The sequence below is a fragment of the Chitinimonas sp. genome (assembly GCF_036568685.1).
GTDB lineage: Bacteria > Pseudomonadota > Gammaproteobacteria > Burkholderiales > Chitinimonadaceae > Chitinimonas.
In genome coordinates this window covers 1-20,299 of the sequence record NZ_DATCSC010000029.1, presented here as the reverse complement: position 1 = coordinate 20,299, position 20,299 = coordinate 1, and the positions used below count along the sequence as shown (strand labels likewise).

19 protein-coding genes and 3 tRNA genes are annotated in these 20,299 nt (G+C 63.3%); 9 read left to right on the top strand and 13 right to left on the bottom strand.

Annotated features, from left to right (window positions below; genetic code table 11):
• Nucleotides 1–132: 132 nt before the first annotated feature.
• Complete coding sequence (argB, locus tag VIM95_RS04545; protein ID WP_331983463.1) at nt 133–1,035, bottom strand: acetylglutamate kinase; 903 nt, start codon at nt 1,033–1,035, stop codon at nt 133–135.
• Nucleotides 1,036–1,193: 158 nt separating this feature from the next.
• On the opposite strand from argB, the gene VIM95_RS04540 reads away from it, so the two are divergent.
• The 4 genes from VIM95_RS04540 (at nt 1,194) to VIM95_RS04525 (ending at nt 7,510) form a co-directional block, all read left to right on the top strand.
• Nucleotides 1,194–1,883, top strand: a complete 690-nt coding sequence (locus VIM95_RS04540; RefSeq protein WP_331983461.1) for a TetR/AcrR family transcriptional regulator — start codon at nt 1,194–1,196, stop codon at nt 1,881–1,883.
• Nucleotides 1,880–2,926, top strand: a complete 1,047-nt coding sequence (locus VIM95_RS04535; protein ID WP_331983459.1) for an efflux RND transporter periplasmic adaptor subunit — start codon at nt 1,880–1,882, stop codon at nt 2,924–2,926. The genes VIM95_RS04540 and VIM95_RS04535 overlap by 4 nt, the downstream gene beginning before the upstream one ends.
• Nucleotides 2,927–2,947: 21 nt before the next feature.
• Complete coding sequence (locus VIM95_RS04530; RefSeq protein WP_331983457.1) at nt 2,948–6,001, top strand: efflux RND transporter permease subunit; 3,054 nt, start codon at nt 2,948–2,950, stop codon at nt 5,999–6,001.
• A gap of 165 nt (nt 6,002–6,166) precedes the next feature.
• Nucleotides 6,167–7,510, top strand: coding sequence for a TolC family outer membrane protein (locus VIM95_RS04525; protein WP_331983455.1), 1,344 nt, complete (start codon nt 6,167–6,169; stop codon nt 7,508–7,510).
• Nucleotides 7,511–7,570: 60 nt separating this feature from the next.
• On the opposite strand, the gene VIM95_RS04520 is transcribed toward VIM95_RS04525, so the two are convergent.
• From VIM95_RS04520 to VIM95_RS04465, 12 genes are all read right to left on the bottom strand, one after another.
• Entirely contained in the window at nt 7,571–8,362 is a 792-nt protein-coding gene (locus tag VIM95_RS04520) for a TIGR00266 family protein (protein WP_331983453.1), read from the bottom strand.
• Nucleotides 8,363–8,442: 80 nt separating this feature from the next.
• Nucleotides 8,443–9,075, bottom strand: coding sequence for a flavin prenyltransferase UbiX (locus VIM95_RS04515; protein WP_331983451.1), 633 nt, complete (start codon nt 9,073–9,075; stop codon nt 8,443–8,445).
• Nucleotides 9,072–9,941 (bottom strand): RNase adapter RapZ, encoded by an 870-nt coding sequence (gene rapZ, locus VIM95_RS04510; protein ID WP_331983449.1) that lies wholly within the window; start codon nt 9,939–9,941, stop codon nt 9,072–9,074. Before rapZ ends, VIM95_RS04515 begins: the two co-directional genes overlap by 4 nt.
• A 2-nt stretch (nt 9,942–9,943) precedes the next feature.
• Nucleotides 9,944–10,885 carry an HPr(Ser) kinase/phosphatase gene (gene hprK / locus VIM95_RS04505; RefSeq protein WP_331983447.1) on the bottom strand — a complete coding sequence of 314 codons (942 nt, stop codon included), beginning with the start codon at nt 10,883–10,885 and terminating at the stop codon, nt 9,944–9,946.
• A gap of 219 nt (nt 10,886–11,104) precedes the next feature.
• Nucleotides 11,105–11,560: a PTS IIA-like nitrogen regulatory protein PtsN gene (gene ptsN, locus VIM95_RS04500; protein ID WP_331983445.1), complete on the bottom strand. Its 456-nt coding sequence runs from the start codon at nt 11,558–11,560 to the stop codon at nt 11,105–11,107.
• A gap of 462 nt (nt 11,561–12,022) precedes the next feature.
• The gene (gene hpf / locus VIM95_RS04495) at nt 12,023–12,376 is read right to left on the bottom strand and encodes a ribosome hibernation-promoting factor, HPF/YfiA family (RefSeq protein ID WP_331983443.1); all 354 of its coding nucleotides are present in this window, start codon (nt 12,374–12,376) and stop codon (nt 12,023–12,025) included.
• A gap of 43 nt (nt 12,377–12,419) precedes the next feature.
• Nucleotides 12,420–13,886, bottom strand: coding sequence for an RNA polymerase factor sigma-54 (locus VIM95_RS04490; RefSeq protein ID WP_331983441.1), 1,467 nt, complete (start codon nt 13,884–13,886; stop codon nt 12,420–12,422).
• 11 nt (nt 13,887–13,897) lie between these two features.
• Complete coding sequence (gene lptB, locus VIM95_RS04485; RefSeq protein ID WP_331983439.1) at nt 13,898–14,623, bottom strand: LPS export ABC transporter ATP-binding protein; 726 nt, start codon at nt 14,621–14,623, stop codon at nt 13,898–13,900.
• Complete coding sequence (gene lptA, locus VIM95_RS04480; RefSeq protein ID WP_331983437.1) at nt 14,620–15,102, bottom strand: lipopolysaccharide transport periplasmic protein LptA; 483 nt, start codon at nt 15,100–15,102, stop codon at nt 14,620–14,622. The genes lptB and lptA overlap by 4 nt, the downstream gene beginning before the upstream one ends.
• A gap of 262 nt (nt 15,103–15,364) precedes the next feature.
• Nucleotides 15,365–15,940, bottom strand: coding sequence for an LPS export ABC transporter periplasmic protein LptC (lptC, locus tag VIM95_RS04475; RefSeq protein WP_331983435.1), 576 nt, complete (start codon nt 15,938–15,940; stop codon nt 15,365–15,367).
• Nucleotides 15,941–15,942: 2 nt separating this feature from the next.
• Nucleotides 15,943–16,428: an HAD family hydrolase gene (locus VIM95_RS04470; RefSeq protein WP_331983624.1), complete on the bottom strand. Its 486-nt coding sequence runs from the start codon at nt 16,426–16,428 to the stop codon at nt 15,943–15,945.
• A 58-nt stretch (nt 16,429–16,486) separates the two neighbouring features.
• Nucleotides 16,487–17,458 carry a KpsF/GutQ family sugar-phosphate isomerase gene (locus VIM95_RS04465; RefSeq protein WP_331983622.1) on the bottom strand — a complete coding sequence of 324 codons (972 nt, stop codon included), beginning with the start codon at nt 17,456–17,458 and terminating at the stop codon, nt 16,487–16,489.
• Nucleotides 17,459–17,576: 118 nt separating this feature from the next.
• Between VIM95_RS04465 and VIM95_RS04460 the strand changes: the two genes are divergently transcribed.
• From VIM95_RS04460 to VIM95_RS04440, 5 genes are all read left to right on the top strand, one after another.
• Entirely contained in the window at nt 17,577–19,547 is a 1,971-nt protein-coding gene (locus VIM95_RS04460; protein ID WP_331983433.1) for a cation:proton antiporter, read from the top strand.
• Between the two features lie 231 nt (nt 19,548–19,778).
• Nucleotides 19,779–19,863 (top strand) — tRNA-Tyr (locus VIM95_RS04455).
• A gap of 73 nt (nt 19,864–19,936) precedes the next feature.
• Nucleotides 19,937–20,010: transfer RNA gene (locus VIM95_RS04450), tRNA-Gly, on the top strand.
• A gap of 17 nt (nt 20,011–20,027) precedes the next feature.
• Nucleotides 20,028–20,102, top strand: a tRNA-Thr gene (locus tag VIM95_RS04445).
• A 38-nt stretch (nt 20,103–20,140) separates the two neighbouring features.
• A partial coding sequence (locus tag VIM95_RS04440) for a GTP-binding protein (protein ID WP_331983620.1) occupies nt 20,141–20,299 on the top strand: 159 nt, incomplete at its 3' end.

Here is a 20,299-nt window from a genome sequence, read left to right as displayed (position 1 = left end):
AGGCTCCCTCGCCTGAGGCGAGGGCGGGGGGAGTGGTTGATATAGAAGCGAAGCGCGTTTGAACTTCGTATGCAGCAAAACGCCCGGCTTTGCCGGGCGCTTATCGACTGCTACCAACCTTCACTGCAGCAATTAGGGTTCATCTCGTTGGATCATGGTCCCCACGCCATGGTCGGTCAGAACCTCAAGCAGCAGGGCATGCTTCACCCGGCCGTCGATGATGTGGACGGCGTTGACGCCGTTGACCGCGGCCTCCAGCGCCGAGCTGATCTTGGGGATCATGCCGCCGGAGATGGTGCCGTTGGCGACCAGTTCGTCCACGATCTTGGGGGTAAGGCCGGTCAGCAGTTGGCCTTGCTTGTCGAGCACGCCGGGGGTGTTGGTCATCAGGATCAGCTTTTCGGCGCCCAGCACTTCGGCCAGCTTGCCGGCGACCAGGTCGGCGTTGATGTTGAAGGCTTCGCCTTCGCTGCCCACGCCGATGGGGGCGATGACCGGGATGAAGTCGCGGGTGTCGAGCAGCGCCACGAGATCGGGGCTGATGGATTCGATCTCGCCGACCTGGCCGATGTCGATCTGTTCTTCATCGTTCTCGCCGCGCAGGAACATCTTCTTGGCGCGGATCATGTGGCCGTCCTTGCCGGTCAGGCCGACGGCGCGACCGCCGTGCTGGTTGATCAGGCTGACGATCTCCTTGTTGACGAGGCCGCCCAGGACCATCTCGACGATGTCCATGGTCTCGCTGTCGGTGACGCGCATGCCCTGGATGAACTCGCCCTGCTTGCCTACCTTGGCCAATAGGTCGTTGATCTGCGGGCCGCCGCCGTGCACCACCACCGGGTTCATGCCCACGAGCTTGAGCAGGACCACGTCGCGGGCGAAGCCTTCCTTGAGCTCGGGCTCGGTCATGGCATTGCCGCCGTACTTGATCACGATGGTCTTATCGTAGAAGCGCCGCATATAGGGCATGGCTTCGGCCAGTACGCTGGCCTTGTTGGCGGCGATCTGGGCGGAAATCGGCTCGACGGTGGGCATGGCAAATCCTTGGCGTTGTAGTTGGGCGATTTTACCGCCGTTCCGGCCGACGGGCGGGCGCGATTGTGCATTGCAACCGGCTTGTGCGGCGCAAGGCCGGCGGGTATAGTTCGAAAAATAAATAAACATTCATTTATTTTTCTGAAATGAACGATATCATGTCTGCTGCCGACCTATCCCCTGATTCGTCCGCCGACGGCGAGGCTGCCGGGCGTTGGGTACGCCGCAAGGATGCCCGCCCCGGCGAGATTCTCGACGCCGCCCTCGACCTCTTCGTGGCGCGCGGCTTTGCCGCGACCAAGGTGGAGGATATTGCCCGGGCTGCCGGCGTGACCGCCGGCACGATCTACCGTTACTTCGGCGGCAAGGAAGACATCCTCAAGGCGCTGATACGCGAATCCTTCTCGCCTACGCTGGAGGAGGGCGAGCAGCTGATCAACCAATATACCGGCACTGCTGCCGAGCTCTTGACCGAGGTGGTGCACACCTGGTGGGCGGTGCATGGCGCGACCCGCCTCTCGGGCATACCCAAGCTGATGATCGCCGAGGCCAACAACTTTCCGGAGCTGGCGCGTTTTCATAGCGAAGAGGTGGTGGCGCGCGGCGAGGCCGTGATTGCCAAGGCGCTGCAGTACGGCATAGACCGGGGCGAATTCCGCCCCATGCCGCTGGAGCTGGCGGTGAAGGTGGTGACAGCGCCGGTGGTGATGGCCATGGTGTGGATGCACACCGAGGCTTGCCACACCGCTGGACTGGATATTCCGAAGTACCTGGATGAAGTCATCCAGACCCTGATATACGGCCTGGGCGCCCGCCCGGCCGAGCAAGCCGAGCGGAGAGAGAGATGAACAATTGGAAACTGGCCCTGCTGGCGGCCGTGGTGGCGACCGCGCTGGCCGCCTGTAGCAAGGAGGCTCCCAAGCACGAGGATGTGCGGCCGGTGCGGACCGTGGTGGTGCAGCCTGCCAGCATTGCCACCGGTGCGAGCTATTCGGGCGAGGTAAAGGCCAGGCGGGAGAGCCAGCTGGGCTTTCGGCTCGCCGGCCAGATCATCGAGCGCTATGTGGAGGTGGGCCAGGCGGTGAAGGCCGGCCAGGCACTGATGAAGCTGGACCCGCGTGACGTGGCCTTACAGCAGGCCTCGGCCAAGAGCCAGTTCGACAAGGCCCGTATGGACCTGGAGCGGGCCAAGCAGCTGAAGGCACAGGGCTTTGTCAGCCAGTCCAATGTGGACCAGGCCCAGGTAGCGTTCGACGCTGCCAGCTCGCAGTACAAACTCAGCAGCAACCAAGGGGGCTATACGGTGCTCAAGGCCGAGCGTGCTGGCCTCGTGACCGCCCTCAACGCCGAGGTCGGCCAGGTGGTGGCGGCCGGTACGCCGGTGGTGAAGGTGGCCGAGGACGGCGAGCGCGAGGTGGTGGTGAGCATTCCGGAGTCGCGCGTGGAGGAATTGCGCAAGGCGCCGACCCTCAAGGTCTCGCTGTGGGCGGCCGCCGACAAGCAGTTCGACGCCAAGCTGCGTGAGCTGGCGCCGGATACCGACCCGGTGACCCGCACCTATGCGGCCCGTATCACCATTATCAAGCCGGACGACAGCGTGCGGCTGGGCATGACCGCCAATGTGCTGTTGCCCGGCGTGAATGCGCAGCAGGGCTACAGCCTGCCGCTGACGGCGATCTATGACCAGGATGGCCAGCCCAAGGTATGGGTGGTGAATACCCAGACCCAGCGCGTGAGTGCGCGGCCGGTGCAGCTGGCTGGCGCCCGCAACGACGTGGTGTTGGTGGCGGGCGGCCTAAAGGCGGGTGAGACGGTGGTGACCGCGGGTGCGCACCTCCTGCATGCCAATCAGGCAGTAAGGTTGGCCGAGAGCCAACTTAGCCGTCCCTAGTCATTCGGAGAGGTATACAGCATGCGCGGTATCAATCTGTCCGAATGGGCGCTCAAGCACCAGCAGCTGGTGCTGTATTTCATCGTGGTCTTTATGCTCGCCGGGGTGTTTTCCTACACCCGGCTGGGGCAGAAGGAGGACCCCGAGTTCACCTTCAAGGCCATGGTGATCCAGACCTATTGGCCGGGGGCCTCGGCCAGCGATATGGAGCTGCAGGTCACCGACAAGATGGAGAAGAAGCTGCAGGAGATGTCGGAGATCGACTATGTGCGCTCCTACTCCAAGGCCGGTGAAAACCAGCTCCTGATCAGCCTCAAGGAATCCCTGCCGCCGCACGAGGTGCCGAATGTCTGGTACCAGGTGCGCAAGAAGATAGGCGACATGAAGTACACCTTACCCAGCGGGGTGCAGGGGCCGTTCTTCAATGACGAATTCGGCGATACCTTTGGCAACCTCTATGCCTTCACCACCGACGGTTTCAGCTATGCCGAGCTGAAGAAGTATGTAGACGCCGCCCGTGCCGAGCTGTTGCGCGTTCCAGACGTGAACAAGGTCGACTATGTGGGCGTGCAGGACGAGAAGATCTATGTCGAGACGTCCAACGCCAAGCTCTCGTCCCTGGGGATAGACCCGCAGCTGGTATTCCAGACCCTGCAGGCCACCAACGCGGTGGTGCCGGCCGGGGTGGTGGAGACGGGCAGCGAGCGGGTAGCACTGCGGGTGACCGGCGAGTTCGATTCCATCGAGGCAATCCGCAATATCGGTCTGCGCGCCAATGGCCGGACCTTCCGTCTGGGTGACGTGGCCCATGTCTACCGTGGCTATACCGATCCGACTGCGATCAAGTTCCGCTACAACGGGCAGGAGGCGATAGGCCTTGCGATCAGCATGCGCAAGGGTGGCGACGTGATCCAGCTGGGCCAGAAGCTGGATGCCAGCCTGGCGCGTATCCGCGCTGAGTTGCCGGTAGGGGTGCAGGTGCACGCCGTATCCGACCAACCCAAGGTGGTGGGGGATTCCATCCACGAGTTCATCAAGAGCCTGATCGAGGCGGTGGTGATCGTGCTGGCGGTGTCCTTTGTCTCGCTGGGCCTGCGTACCGGCCTCGTGGTGGCCCTGTCCATCCCCCTGGTGCTCGCCATGACCTTCCTGGTCATGTATGCCTTTGGACTCGATCTGCAGCGTATCTCGCTGGGTGCGCTCATCATTGCGCTGGGCCTCTTGGTGGACGACGCGATCATCGCGGTGGAGATGATGGCGCTCAAATTGGAGCAGGGCTGGGACCGGCTGCGGGCGGCGACCTATGCCTACACCACCACGGCCTTCCCCATGCTCACCGGTACCCTGATCACCGCCGCCGGCTTTATGCCGGTGGGCCTCGCCAAGTCCAATGCCGGCGAGTACACCGTGTCCATCTTCCAGGTGGTCGGTATCTCGCTGATCCTGAGCTGGATTGTGGCGGTGGTGTTCACGCCCTATCTGGGCTTCAAGCTCCTGCCGGAGACCAAGCACCATGGTGATGAGAACGCTGTCTATCAGAAGGGCTTCTATGTGCGCTTCCGCCGGCTGGTGAGCTGGTGCCTGGACTACCGCAAGACGGTGATCGTGATCACGGTGCTGGCCTTCGTGGTGTCGGTGGGCTTGTTCCGCTTCGTGCCCAAGCAGTTCTTCCCGTCTTCCAACCGGCCCGAGCTGATGGTGGATGTGTGGCTGCCGCAGGCCTCGACCTATCTGCAGACCGAGGCGCAGGTGAAGGCGCTGGAGCAGAAGCTCAAGGGTGACCCGAATATCGAGAGCGTCACGAGCTATGTGGGTAACGGCAGCCCGCGCTTCTACCTGCCGCTGGAGCAGCAGCTGCCCAACCTGAACTTCGCCCAGCTCATGGTCATGACCAAGAACGAGCATGTGCGTGACCAGGTGCTGGTCAAGATCCAGAAGCTGTTCGAGACCGACTTTCCCCTGGTACGCGGCCGTGTGACCCGGCTGGAGAATGGTCCGCCGGTGGGCTACCCGGTGCAGTTCCGCGTTTCTGGCCCGGACCAGACCAGGATCAAGGGTATTGCCGAGCAGGTGGCGGCCTTGATGCGTGACAACCCGGCGGTACGCAATGTGAATACCGACTGGAGCGAACGGGTCAAGGTGGTGCGGCTGGAGGTGGACCAGGACAAGGCGCGTGCGCTGGGCATGACTTCGCAGCAACTGTCGACCGCGCTGCAGACCTCGCTCTCCGGGATTACCGTTACCCAGTACCGCGAGTACGACCGTACCATCGATGTGGTGGCGCGGCTGGATGCGCCGGAGCGTACCGACCTCGACAACCTCAAGGATGCCAAGGTCTACCTCGGTGCCGGCAAATACGTGCCGGTGAGCCAGATCGCCCACCTCAAGCTGGAGAGCGAGGAGAGCCTGATCTGGCGCCGCAACCGCATGCCGACCATCTCGGTACGGGCCGACGTGGAGGGAGCCCAGGCGCCGGACGTGACCATGGCGCTGTGGCCCAAGGTGAAGGCCTTGTCGGACAGCCTGCCCATAGGCTACGGCATCGAGATCGGCGGCTCGCAGGAGTCCAGTCTGCGTAGCCAGGGTTCCATCGTGGCGGTCATGCCGCTGATGCTGCTGACGGTGATGACGCTCTTGATGTTCCAGCTGCAGAACATCGGCAAGATGGTGCTGGTACTGCTGACCGCGCCACTGGGGATGATAGGCGTGGCAGCCATCCTGCTGCTGTTCCAGGTGCCGTTCGGCTTTGTGGCCCAGCTCGGGGTGATCGCACTGGCTGGGATGATCATGCGCAATTCGGTGATCCTGGTGGACCAGATCGACCAGCACACCCGCGAGGGGGAACACCCCTGGCACGCCATCGTTGAATCGGCGGTGCGGCGCTTCAGGCCCATCATGCTGACGGCGGCGGCGGCCATCCTGGCCATGGTGCCGCTGACCCGCTCCACCTTCTGGGGCCCGATGGCCTGGTCCATCATGGGGGGGCTCCTGGTGGCCACGGTGCTGACGCTCTTGTTCCTGCCGGCGTTGTACGCCACCTGGTACGGGGTCAAGAAGCCCCTGGACGCCCACTAGCGATCCGACAAGGCTGGCCGGATGCCCGGCCGGCCTTGTTGCCAGCGGTGGGATTTATGCAAGGATTCCACCCTAGGACAATAAACTGACTTAGAATTCAGTTACGACTCATAGTAAGATACCGATCGGTATGCTTATATAACGCGCTCATTCAGAGGATCAACCATGCAACGCTATGCAATCCGCGCCCTGTCGCTGGCTGTGATGCTCGCCGCGGGTTCTCACGCCCTGGCCGCCGACCTGCTGCAGGTCTACCAGGAAGCCAAGAAATACGACGCCACCTACGCTGGTGCCGAGGCCGCCCTGCGTGCCGGCCAGGAAAAGGCCAACCAGGCGCGGGCGCTGTGGTTGCCGCAGGTAGGTCTGGATGGCAACTATACCCATGCCAAGACCGAGAGCGAGGGCATGACCGCCGCCGGTACGACCGCCAGCGGTTCCGCTTCGGGCAACACCTATGGTTATACCGTGCAGGCCACCCAGCCCATCTATCGGGCCTCAAGCAGCGTAGGCAGCAGCCAGCTGCAGGAGCAGGCCCGCCTTGCCGAGGTGAGCTTCGCCTCCGCTCGTCAGGACCTGATCCTGCGAGTGGCCCAGGCCTACTTCGACGTGCTGTACGCCCAGGACAGCCTGGAATACGTGCGCGCCCAGAAGGACGCAGTGTCGCAGCAGCTGGCCCAGGCCAAGAAGAGCTTCGAGGTGGGCGTTGCCACCATTACCGACACCCACGAAGCGCAAGCCAAGTACGACGCCATCGTGGCCAGCGAGATCGCCGCGCTGAACGACCTGGCGGTGAAGCAGAACGCCTTTCTGCAGGTGACCGGTGTGCCGGGTGAAGGTCTTTCGGTGCTGCCGGGCAAGATGGCGGCCCAGCCGCCCGAGCCGGCTGACATGAATGTCTGGCTCAAGCAGGCCGAGCAGAAGAGCCTGGCCATCGACAGCCAGCGCGGCACCTTGGCGATTGCCGAGGCCGAGATCGACCGCTATCGCCTCCTGCGCCAGCCTACCCTGGATTTGGTTGCCCAGTACGGCGAGACCTGGAACAAGAATGGCCTGGCCGTGGCGCGTGGTGCCAACAACAGCAGCAATACCTCGATCGGTGTGCAGCTGAATATCCCCATCTTCACCGGTGGTGCCACCAGTTCCAAGCTGCGTGAATCCATCGCCCTGCGCGACAAGGCCCAGTTCGACCTGGAAGCAACCCGCCGCAGCACGGCGCAAAACACCAAGCAGGCCTATCTGGGCGTGGAATCCGGCGCGGCACAGATCAAGGCACTGGAGCAGGCCCTGGTATCGGCCCAGAGTTCGCTTGATTCGACCAAGCTGGGTAAGGAAGTGGGCGTGCGCACCACCTTGGACCTGTTGAACGCACAGCAGCAGTACTATTCGACCAAGCGCGACCTGGCGCAGGCTCGTTACAACTATCTGCTGAACCAGCTGCGCTTGTCGGCAGCGGTGGGTAACCTGAGCGAGCGTGACGTTGAGTCCATCAACAACAAGTTGGCCCGGTAACGCGATTGGCAGGCAACAAAAAAGCCACCTTAGGGTGGCTTTTTTGTTTGGGGCGCTGACTTACTCTTGTTCGAACAGGTTGCCCAAGCCGCCTAGCACCGAGCCCTGCTCGCCGCCCTTGCTGCCACCAACCTTTGAGGCGCCGACGATGCGGTTGGCGAGGCGCGCCAGTGGCAGCGACTGCAGCCAGACCTTGCCTGGGCCGCGCAGGGTAGCGAAGAACAGGCCTTCACCGCCGAACAGGGCGCTCTTGATATTGCCCACGTACTGGATGTCGAAGTCCACGGTCGGGGCGAAGGCGACTACGCAGCCGGTATCGACCCGCAGCGTCTCGCCGGGCTGCAGGGTCTTTTCCATGATGGCGCCGCCGGCATGGATAAAGGCCAGGCCGTCACCGTCCAGCTTTTGCAGGATGAAACCTTCGCCGCCAAAGAAGCCGGCACCGAGTTTCTTCTGGAAGGCGATACCCAGCGACACGCCCTTGGCGGCGCAGAGGAAGGCATCTTTCTGGCACAAGAGGGTGCCGCCCACGTCCGGCAGGTGCACCGGGATGATCTTGCCCGGATAGGCGGCGCTGAAGGCGACCCGCTTCTTGCCCATGCCCTGATTGACGAAGACGGTGGTGAACAGCGACTCGCCGGTCAGGAGGCGCTTGCCGGCGCCCATGAGCTTGCCCATGAAGCCACTTTGCTGCGCCGAGCCATCGCCGAAGATGGTGTCCATCTGGATGCCATCCTGCATATAGAACATCGTGCCTGCCTCACCGACAGCGGCTTCGCCCGGGTCGAGCTCGACCTCGACGTACTGCATGTCGTCGCCAAAGATCTCGTAGTCCACTACATCCATCGTCATCTGCTTCTCCTTTGTAGCGAGGCGTGACTCGCCTCCGTTATTAGGTTCTATGTGTTTGTGTGGTGCCGGGGGATGCCGGCTCAGGCGGCGTCCGGGGCGTCTTCGCTGCCCCAGCGGGCCATCAGCTGGTGCGGCACGGCGAGCTGGTCGAGGATGCGGGCGACCACGAAGTCCACCAGGTCGGCCATGCTCTGTGGATGGTGGTAGAAGCCGGGGTTGGGCGGCAGGATGCAGACGCCGAGGCGGGCCAGCTTGAGCATATTCTCAAGGTGGATGGCCGAGTAGGGCGTTTCGCGCGGAACCAGGACCAGGGGGCGCCCCTCCTTGATGCTGACATCGGCGGCACGCTCGATCAGGTTGTCGCTCATGCCGGCGGCGATGGCCGCCAGGGTTCCCATGGTGCAGGGGCAGACGACCATGGCGTCGGCCGGGTTGGAGCCGGAGGCAACCGGGGCAAACCATTCTTCACGGCCGAACACCCTGAGCTGCGGTGTGGCAACGCCGTAGCGCTGGCTGAGCAGGGCTTCCAGTTCGCGCGCCCGCGAGGGCCAGGTCTCGCCCAGCTCCTGGCGTGCCACCACCTGGGCGGCCTGCGAGTAGAGCAGGTAGACCTGTACCCCGGCGGCCAAGAGGCATTCCAAGAGGCGCAGACCGAAGGGCATGCCAGAGGCTCCGGTCAGGGCCAGGGTGACGGTACGGGGGACGGGTCTCATGCCAGGTCCCCGGGATATTCACGGTGCCGCACCAGCACCTGGCGCTCGGCACCGAAATGCTCGGCCAGCTTTTCGGCCAGCCAGACCGAGCGGTGCTGGCCGCCGGTACAGCCTATGGCAACGGTGACGTAGCTGCGGTTGTCACGATCGAACAGGGGTAGCCAGTGCATCAGGTAGCCGCGTACGTCCTCGTACATGGCTTGGGCGGTGGCTTCGGCTTCGAGGTAATCGATCACCGGCTTGTCGCGACCGGTCAGCGGGCGTAGGACCGGGTCGTAGTAGGGGTTGGGCAGGCAGCGCACATCGAACACGAAGTCGGCATCGAGCGGCAGGCCGTGCTTGAAGCCAAAGGACTGGCAGATCAGTGTGAGCCGCGACTGGTCCAGTGCCAGCCATTGTTTGACCCAGCCGCGCAGGGCATTGGCCGAAAGGTCGCTGGTGTCGAGGCGGTGCGCCAGGTCGGCGATCTCGGCCAGGACCTCGCGCTCAAGCACGATGCATTCGGTCACCGTGAGGTCCGGGTTCTGGGTACTCAAGGGGTGCTTGCGGCGGGTCTCGGAGAAACGCTTGAGCAGGGATTCGGTCTTGGCCTCCAGGAACAGCACCCGCACATCGGCGCGCTGCGCCTTGAGCTCAGCCACGCAGGCCGGCAGGGCTGGCAGGCTCTGCGCGCCGCGGATGTCGACGCTGATGCCGATGCGCTGGTGGCCCTGTTCGCGCAGCATGCAGACCGTCTGCAAGAGCAGGGTGGCCGGCAGGTTGTCGATGCAGAAGTAATCCAGATCCTCGAGCAGCTTAAGTGCGACGCTCTTGCCCGAGCCGGAGAGGCCGGAGATCAGCACGATCTGGGTGGTGGCCATGGGCATGGCTATTCTCCCGACTCCATAAAGCGCTGGTGACGCTCGATGAACTCACGGGTGGAATCGATGCCGCGTAGCTGCAGGATGTAGTTGCGCACCGCGGCCTCGACCAGCACGGCGAGGTTGCGGCCGGCGGCCACCGGCAGGACCACCTTGCGGACAGCCACGTCCAGCACCGACTGGGTGGCGGCCTGCATCTGCAGCCTGTCGAGCGGGGTGATGGATTCGGCCTGCTTGGTCAGGTGGATGATGAGCTTGAGGTTCTTCTTGGGCCGTACCGCCGTCTCACCGAAGATGGTACGGATATTCAGTACACCGAGGCCGCGCACTTCCAGGAAGTCGCGCAGTAGTGGCGGGCAGCGGCCTTCCAGCGTATCGGGGGCGATGCGGTAGAGCTCGACCACGTCGTCGGCGACGATGCCATGGCCGCGCGAGATCAGTTCCAGCGCCAATTCGCTCTTACCCATGGCGCTCTCGCCGGTGATCAGCACACCGACCTCCAGCACATCGAGGAACACACCGTGCAGATTGGTGGAGACGGCCAGCGCCTTGGCCAGATAGAAGCGCAGCACGTCCATGAGGTAGGGCGACTGCTCGGGCGAAGTCAGGAGCGGCACGTGGGCGCGCTCGCAGGCCTCACGCAGCACGTCGGGCGTGGCCTGGGCGTTGGCCACGATCATGGCGGCCATATCGGTGCTGAAGAGATGGTCCAGCGACTTCTTCAGCGCCGCGGGCTCCACCTCCTGCAGGTAGGCGATCTCGGCCAGGCCCAGCACCTGGATGCGGTTGGGGTGGACGAAGTTGAGGTGGCCCACCAGCGCGTGCGCCGGCTTTTGGCTGTCGGCTTCGTTGGAGAGTAGGTTATTGGCGCCGCTTTGCCCTGCCAGCCAGGTCAGGCGCAGCTTCTCGGCGTTATCGATGAATAGCTGGCGGACGGTGATCTGCGGCATGGCGGCGGTGGTATTCCGTGGACTGATAGGAGCGAAACGGTGTCGGCATAGGACCGACGCGTCATTGCCGTCATCTTAGCGTGTGGCGGGCGTGGGCTGTAGCCGTTTATGACCGGATACCAATATAGCGACAGCGGGCCAGGAGCCTATTAAATACCAAACGCCCGGGTGAGCCGGGCGTTTACGAGGCGGATACGACCTTGGGGTAGCCGCAGGCCCTCAACTTTGCCACTGGGTGAGCAGCTGGTGCACTGCTTCGGCGGTAGGGGCTTGCAGCAAGGCTTCGCGCACCTTTTTGTCGCTGAACAGCTGGGCCAGCTCGGACAGGATCATCAGGTGCAGATCGGTAGCCTGGTCCGGCACCAGCAGCACGAAGGCGAGCTGCACGGCCTTGCCGTCCGGGGCCTCGAAGGGAATGGGCTGCTTGAGGCGCACAAACATGCCGACCGCTTCCTTGAGCCCCTTGATACGGCCGTGCGGAATGGCGACGCATTGGCCAAGGCCGGTGGAGCCGAGCTTCTCGCGCGCGAACAGGGCGTCGAAGATGGCGCTGCGGGCAATGCCGTGGCTGTTCTCGAACAAGAGCCCGGCCTGCTCAAACAAGCGCTTCTTGCTGGTGAGGTCAAGATCGAGAAAGACGTTGCTTGGCGGCAGGATGGAGGCGATCGAAGCCATGAATGTGCTGGTGCTGAAATAGGCCGCCATTGTACGCCGGACAATCCCGAGAACAAGGTAAGCAAGCACATATTGCTGAGAGCTAGCTGACAGATCGTGCGCAGATGCTACAGAGCCTCGCGATGTGAGGATTGAGCAAAGGGAGACAGACGCTTCGGCGAGTAATACGCCTTCTGCGAAGGCGGTCCGCGCGGGTCTAAAGACCCGCCCTACGAGTGTCACGGAAGAAGGTCATCGAAGCCACTGACGAGCGTCAGCGAGGCTCCCTCGCGGAGCGAGGGCGGGGGAGTGAGAGATATAGAAGCAAATGCGCCTGTGAACATCATTTGCCGATTAACACCCGGCTGATGCGCTGAAGATTCAGCCTGCAGTGAAATCTGACCGTGCACGTGAAAACGGGAACGGTGTCCCTGTACCGTTCCCGCTCCCTCTCGCACTATGCTGCGATTATTTGGACCGCGCTCAGGCGGCCGGTTGTGCGCTTTCCTGGCTTTCCGGGCCGGTTTGGTACTTCATTGCATCGCTGTGGCGATCGCCGTAACGCTTTTCCTTGTGCTTCAGTACCTGCCGATCCAGCTTGTCCGCGACCAGGTCGATGGCGGCGTACATATCGGGCTCGGTGGCTTCCACGTGTATATCCTTGCCGCGCAGGTGGACATTCACTTCCACCTTCTGCCGCAGCTTATCGACACTGAGCATCACGCCCATATCGATCACATGATCGAAATGGCGTGTGACCCTCTCCAGCTTCGTCTCCACGTATTCGCGGATGGCTGGGGTTACGTCGAGGTGGTGCCCACTGATGGTCAGGTTCATACGACTCTCCTTGTGTTAAGGACGCCGCCGAACTGCAAGGCGGCTACAGGGACTTTCTTTGGTTCACGGGAGGGATTTGCATGGCTTCTCGGTACTTGGCGACGGTACGGCGGGCAACATTGATACCCTGCTTGCCGAGCACCTCGGCAATCGTGCTGTCGCTGAGCGGTTTCTTGGGGTCTTCAGTCTGGATCAGTTGCTTGATCAGGGCCTTGATGGCGATCGCGGAACACTCGCCGCCGGAATCGGTTTCAACATGGCTGCCAAAGAAATACTTGAATTCATAGATGCCTCGCGGCGTAAGCATGTATTTCTGGGTGGTGACGCGGGAGATGGTCGATTCATGCAGGTCGAGCTCCTCGGCAATGTCGCGCAGCACAAGAGGCCGCATGGCCACTTCGCCGTGCTCGAAGAAGCGTTGCTGCTTCTCGACGATCGCCTGCGCCACCCGGAGGATGGTATCGAAGCGTTGCTGGACGTTCTTGATCAGCCATTTGGCTTCCTGCAACTGCCCTGACAGCCCGGCGCCATTTTCGCGCTGCTGCCGGAGCAGGTTGGCGTACAGCTGGTTGACCTTGAGTTTGGGCATCGCCGCTTCGTTGAGCTGTACCGTCCAGCCCTGACGCAGCTTCTTTACCGTCACATCGGCCACCACGTAGCGCGTGTCCATTTCACCGAATTCGGCGCCAGGCCGCGGGTTCAGCCGCTGTATCAACAGCTGGGCGGCCCGCAGTGCCGTGTCGTCGCATTTCAGCGTTCTCTTAAGCTTACTGTAGTCCTTGTTGGCCAATAAATCGAGATGTTCAGCCACGATGGAGAGGGCCAATCCGCTAGCCGGTTCATGCGCCAGCAACTGCCTGATCTGCAAACTCAGGCAGTCCTTCAGGTCGACCGCCGCTACGCCACAAGGTTCCAGCTGACGCACCAGTTGCCAGCCGATCTGCAGTTCCTCGAGCTCCAGTTCCAGCTCCTCGCGCAGCTCGACCGGGATCAGCTCGAAGATTTCCTCCAGGCTCAGGCCGAGGTAACCGTGGTCGTCCAGGGCATCGATCACCAGATTGGCGATGGCGCGGTCGCGCATGCTGAGTGGCAACAGGCCAAGTTGCTCCAAGAGGTGCTCGCGCAGGGTGGAGATGCGCGCCACGTTGGCCTGGGGATCAAACTCGTCGTCGTCGCCGTCACGGCTTTTGCCACTGCCGCTGGCCTCGTTCCAGTAGTTGTCCCCCAGCGCGTCGTCCATGTCGAAGTCCGGCTCGGCGCTGTCGCTGGAGGGGGCTTCATCGAGCGAGGGGGTTTCCGGCGCGGCTTCGACCGGCGTGCCGTCCTCGCGGACCTGGTGCACCTCGGGTTCGTTCTCGTCTTCCCGCTCGAGCATGGGGTTGTCTTGCAGGAAGCGCTCGATCTCCTGGTTGAGGTCGAGCGTGGAGAGCTGCAGCAGCTTGATCGACTGCTGCAGCTGAGGGGTCAGCGTCAGGGACTGCGAGACTTTGAGCTGGAGAGACTGTTTCATGCCGGGCTTGTCTACAGTCTGAAATGCTCGCCGAGGTAGACCCGGCGAACGTTGTCATTATGGACGATCTCCTCGGCGGTCCCCGAGGCCAACACGCTGCCTTCATTGATGATGTAGGCGCGGTCGCAGATGCCCAGGGTCTCCCGGACGTTGTGGTCGGTGATCAGGACGCCGATCTGGCGGTCCTTGAGGAAACGGATGATCTTCTGGATATCCATCACCGCAATCGGGTCGACGCCCGCGAAGGGCTCATCCAGCAGGATAAAGCGCGGGTTGGCAGCCAGGGCGCGGGCGATCTCGCACCGGCGGCGCTCGCCACCGGACAACGAGAGTGCGCTGCTTTCGCGCAGGTGACCGATATTGAGCTCGCGCAGGAGTTCGTCCAAGCGATGTTCGACCGCATCGCTGTTGCGCTCGTGCAGCTCCAGAATGGCGCGCACATTCTCGGCCACGGTCATGCGGCGGAAGATGGAGGCTTCCTGCGGCAGGTAGCCGAGGCCCAGGCGCGCACGCTCATGGATGGGGCGATGGGTGATGTCGGTGTCGTCGAGGAAGATCTGGCCGCCATTGAGGGCCACCAGGCCCACGATCATATAGAAACTGGTGGTCTTGCCGGCACCGTTGGGGCCGAGCAGGCCGACCACCTCGCCGGCATCGACGTGCATGGACACGTCGCGCACCACGGTGCGGGTCTTGTAGCGTTTTTGCAGGTGTTGCGCGGACAGACGGGCGGTCATGGCTTGGCTTCGCCCTCCGGTGCCTTCTTCTTGGACTGGATGACCATGCGCACGCGGCCGTCGGCGTTGCTGCTGGTGCCGGCGCCACCTTCGGCACTGAACTGTTCGCTGACCGAGTTGTAGGTCATCAGGCTGCCGGTGCTTTCATCCTCGCCCTTCTTGACCCAGGCATTGCCGGTCAGCTTTACCTCGCCGCTCTTGCTGTCGTAGTCGAGCTTGTCGGCCTTGGCGTCCAGCCACAGGTTCTGGCCTTCCATCTTCTGACGGAACTTCACCTGCCGGCCCACCGCGTGCACCACGCGTTCGCCGTTGGGCATGTCGATGATGGTGGCGGTGTCGGCATCAAGCGAAAGGGTGCCCTGGGTAAGATGGACGCCTCCCTCCAGCACGGCACGGCCGGCCTTCTGGTCCTGCGCGACGCGACCGGCGTCGACATTGATGGGCTTGTAGCTATCGGCCAGCTCGGCGTGGGCCAACACGGGCAGCAGCGCCAGGCTGGCGAGAATGCCTAAACCACGCCGGAAAAACCCACTGACGCGCTCAAGCGCGGCCCCCTCGCGGCGGCGAGGCTGCCAGAGTTCTTGGCGAGCTTGCGAGCCTAGAACCTGTGCGTGCAAAGCTCGGGGGGAGAGGGATAAATCAGGGAAACGCGATTGCGGTGGCTGAGCTGGGACGTCAAAACGACCGGCTACGCCGGTCGCAGCGTTGCAGTTCAGAATCTCAGCCATATGCAGGGCGAGCTTAGCGTTTTGGCGGGGCATAGTTGATGCTCACTTTGGAGCGCAGCTGTAGGCGCGCATTCGTATGATCGTAATCGAAGCCGGTCGATTGCACCTTATCGCCGTTGCTGAGCAAGGTGGCGGGGGCTTCCGAGTTGGCCTGGCCGGCGACCGTATCCATGGTCATGTGGCTGGTGCGCAGAGTCATGGCGGGCAGGGCGGGCGTCGGCTCCCGGTACATGACGACATCTTTCTCGAATTCAATCTTGTCGCCGCTCTCAGTCACTCTTGCCTGGGCGGCGGTCACGTCCAGCGTGGGCTCGCCCGGCAGGGTGCGGACCAGTTTGGCATGGGCGAGTTCGGAGCGGTCGTCCAGCGGGTAATGCTGCATGGCGTCCGCGGTCAGCGTATAGAGCGGCTTGCCGTCCGGGCCAAAGCCGGTGGCCACGAAGCGCCTGATCTGCAGGTCCGGGTCGTTGCGGCCCATGCCCGGCGAGAAGAAGGGCAGGCTGGTCGCACGGTCAAGCAACAAGGCCAGCCCGGCCAAAAGGCCGAGCAGCAGCAGCGGGAGGGCGCGCGCGGCGCGGTCGGGCAGCATGCTCACCGGAGGTAGTGCGCCATCAGTGCGTCAAAGGTGCCCTGCGCCTGCATGATGAACTCGCAGACTTCCCGAACCGCTCCGTGGCCGCCCCGGGCGCCGGTCACATAGTGGGCGTGCTGGCGTACCAGGGTGGGTGAATCCGGCACGGCGACTGCGAAGTTGACGCGACGCATGACCGGCAGGTCGATCACGTCGTCACCCATGTAGCCGCACTGCTCGGCGGTGTAGCCGGTCTCAAGCAGCAATTGCTCGAAGGAGGCCAGCTTGTCATGCGCACCCTGGATCAGGTGCTGCACACCCAGGTTGCGGGCACGGTGCTCAACCAGGCGCGAAGTGCGGCCGGTGATGATGGCCAGTTGCACGCCGGTGCCGGTCAGCATCTTGAGACCGTGGCCGTCGAGCGAATTGAAGGCTTTGATCTCTTCACCGGCATCGGTATAGAACAGACTGCCGTCGGTCATGACGCCATCGACGTCGAAGATCATCAGTTTTACGGGTTGGGCGCGTTCCAGCACAGGGCTTCCTTGTCTCGGTATTCGGGGGTCAGACCACGCCGGCCTGCAGTAGGTCGTGCATGCGCACGGCGCCGGCCAGCTTGCCGTGCTCCAGGACCAGCAGCACGTAGACCTTGGACTTCTCCATCAGCTGCACCGCCTCCACCGCCAGCCGGCCGGCCTCGATGGTCTTGGGCTGGCGGGTCATCACGGTCTCGATCCGGGCCGACTTGAGGTCGACATCCTGGTCCATGGCCCGGCGCAGGTCGCCGTCGGTAAAGACGCCCAGCAGGTTGCCGGCCTCGTCCACCACGGCGGTCAGGCCCAGGCCCTTGCGGGTGATTTCAAACAGCGCGTCGCGCACACTGGCGTGGCGGCCGACCACGGCCAGCGCCTCGCCCTGGTGCATCACGTCGCGCACATGGACCAGCAGCTTGCGGCCCAGGCTGCCACCAGGGTGCGAAAGGGCAAAGTCGTCGCGACTGAAGCCGCGCGCTTCCAAAAGGCTCACCGCCAGTGCATCGCCCAGCGCCAGCGTGGCGGTGGTGCTGGCGGTTGGTGCCAGATTGAGCGGGCAGGCTTCCTTGTCCACGCGGGCGTTCAGGTGCACATCGGCTGCCTGGCCCAGGGCGGAGTCCGGGTTGCCGGTAATGGCCACGATACGGGCGCCGCGGCGCTTGATGGCCGGCAAAAGGCTTACCAGCTCCTCCACTGCGCCGGAATAGGACAGCGCCAGTACCACATCGTCACCGGTGATCATGCCCAGGTCGCCGTGCGCAGCCTCGGCCGGGTGCATGAAGAAGGCAGGCGTACCGGTGGAGGCCAGGGTGGCAGCGAGCTTGCGGCCGATGTGGCCGGATTTGCCGATGCCGCTGACCACGACCCGGCCTTTGCAGGTCAGCATCATGGCGTGCGCGGCGACGAAGGATTCGTCCAGGCGCGCGGCCACGCCGCGGATGGCGTCGGCCTCGATGGTCAGGACTTCGCGGGCAAGATCGAGCAGATCCTGCGAAGTAGGTATGCTTTGTGCAGTCATAGGACAGAAGTATAAGGGATGCGCCGTTCCTCGTCCCGTCGCGGGCGCCTATGCCCGCCGCGCATCTTCGTATAATCCTTGCATTGCCCACCTTGCGCCTGCCATGCCCCACCACGCTCTAGAAGTCGTCCTGCTCCTGCTTGCCGCCGCTGTGGCGGTCGTCACCCTGTGCCGGCAGGCACAGCTCCCGGCCATGCTGGGTTACCTGGTGGTGGGGATTGCCATCGGCCCGCACGCACTGGGGTTGATCGCCTCATCGGCTGAAGCGAGCGAGCTGGCCGAGTACGGTGTGGTCTTCCTGATGTTCACCCTGGGGCTGGAGTTCAGCCTGCCCAAGCTCATGGCCATGCGTACCGTGGTATTTGGTCTTGGTTCCGCACAGGTCATCGGCACCCTGGTGCTGGTGCTGGGCGGCGCAATGCTGGCAGGCTTGCCCTGGCAGGCCGGTGTGGCGCTGGGTGGCGCACTGGCGATGTCGTCCACTGCCATCGTCAGCAAGCTCCTGGCCGAGCGCATGGAGGTCAATGCGCCGCACGGCCAGCACGCCATCGGTATCCTCTTGTTCCAGGATCTGGCCGTGGTGCCGCTGCTCATCATCATCCCGGCCCTGGGGCGTGCTGGTGGCGATCCGTGGGAGGTGCTGGGTTGGGCGGTACTCAAGATCGCCCTGACCCTGGTGATCCTGCTCTACTTCGGTCCGCGCCTGTTGCGACCGCTGTTCCACCTGGTGGCCAAGGGCCGTTCCACCGAATTGTTTGTGCTCAACGTGCTGCTGGTGACGCTGGGCATCGCCTACGCCACCGCCCAGGCTGGGCTGAGCTTGGCGCTGGGCGCCTTCCTGGCCGGCATGCTGATCGCCGAGACCGAATACCGGCACCAGGTGGAAGAAGACATCCGGCCCTTTCGTGATCTCTTGCTCGGCCTCTTTTTCATTACCGTGGGCATGCGCTTGAGCCTGCCGGCGGTCTGGCAGCAGCTGGGTGCGGTGTTGCTGGTATTTCTATTCCTCACCGTGGGCAAGACGGCGACAATTGCACTGATGACCCGTGTCTTTGGTCGTAGTCCCGGCACCGCCGTGCGTACCGGCATGGCGCTGGCGCAGGGCGGGGAGTTCGGCTTCGTGCTGCTGGCGTTGGCGGCAGGCTCCGGCCTCTTGCCGGCCGCGGCCGAGCAGGTCGGCCTCGCAGCCATCCTGCTATCCATGCTGTCCGCACCCTTCCTGATCCAGCATTCGGATGCGCTCGTAAGACGCTTTATTGCCTCGGACTGGATGCTGCAGGCCATGCGCTTGACCCAGTTGGCCGCCAAGACCATGGCCACCTCGGACCACGTCATCCTGTGCGGCTACGGCCGTAGTGGCCAGGCCCTGGCGCGGCTGCTGCAGAAGGAGGACATCAATATCTATGCGCTGGACCTCGACCCGGAGCGGGTCAAGGAAGCGGCGGTGGCTGGCGAGAATGTCTCCTTTGGCGATGCTACCCGCCGCGAAGTGTTGATGTCGGCCGGCCTGGCGCGGGCGCGCGCCTTGATCGTGACCTACGACGATACCGGCTCGGCGCTCAAGATCCTGAGCGTGGTGCGCAAGGAGCGGCCGGACCTGCCGGTGATCGTGCGGACCTGGGACGACAGCGATATCGAGCGGTTGCGTACTGCCGGGGCCGACGAGGTGGTGGCCGAGATCATGGAAGGCAGCCTGATGCTGGCCTCGCACGCCATGATGCTGCTGGGCGTGCCCTTGAGCCGGGTGCTGCGGCATATCCGCGGCGCGCGCGAGGAGCGCTACAGCCTGTTCAAGGGTTTCTTCCGCGGCGCTACCGATGAGAGCCTGGATGAGCAGGCGCAGCCCAGGCTGCATTCGCTACAGCTCGATGCCAGCGCCCGCGCGGTAGGCTGCAGCGTGGGCGAGGTTGGCCTGGCTGAGCTGGGCGTGCTGCTCAAGACCCTGCGGCGTGGCGGCGCCCGTATCGACGAGCCCGAGAATGGCGAGACCCTGCAGGCCGGTGATGTACTGGTGCTGCTGGGGGCGCCGGAACTGTTGGCGCGGGCAGAACGGCGTTTGCTGCGCGGTGAATAGGTGCCGGCGGCACGTCCTCGCTACTAACTATATCTATGCGTTTCAGCCCTGCCCTTCGAGGCTAACTTCTTGATCTGACAGGCAGGGTGTTGCCGCCATGCGACGCCCTGCAAGCCGCTTGCCGGCTCGCTTGGCGGGCAATGGGCAAAAAAATTAACCGCCACCTGCGAAATATTTTGCAAAGGGGTTTGACAGGTGGGGAGAGTGTGCCCATAATGCGCGGCTCATTCAGGAGGGGTTCCCGAGCGGTCAAAGGGATCAGACTGTAAATCTGACGGCTCTGCCTTCGAAGGTTCGAATCCTTCCCCCTCCACCAGAATTACTGAAGTAGCAGGTTAGTTGTGCGGCGTACCAGGCGCTGTGCGGCAAGTGGTTCGAAGTCCTGTCGTGCGGGTGTAGCTCAATGGTAGAGCAGAAGCCTTCCAAGCTTACGACGAGGGTTCGATTCCCTTCACCCGCTCCATCTGTTTTGTGTGGAATGCCCATGTAGCTCAGGGGTAGAGCACTCCCTTGGTAAGGGAGAGGTCGGCAGTTCAATTCTGCCCATGGGCACCATCGCTTGATCGTTTCTATTCGCAATCAAGGACTCCAAAATGGCAAAAGAGAAATTTGAGCGGACCAAACCGCACGTAAACGTTGGCACCATCGGTCACGTTGACCACGGTAAGACCACGCTGACCGCCGCGATCACCACCATTCTGTCGAAGAAGTTCGGTGGCGAAGCCAAGGGCTACGACCAGATCGACAGCGCG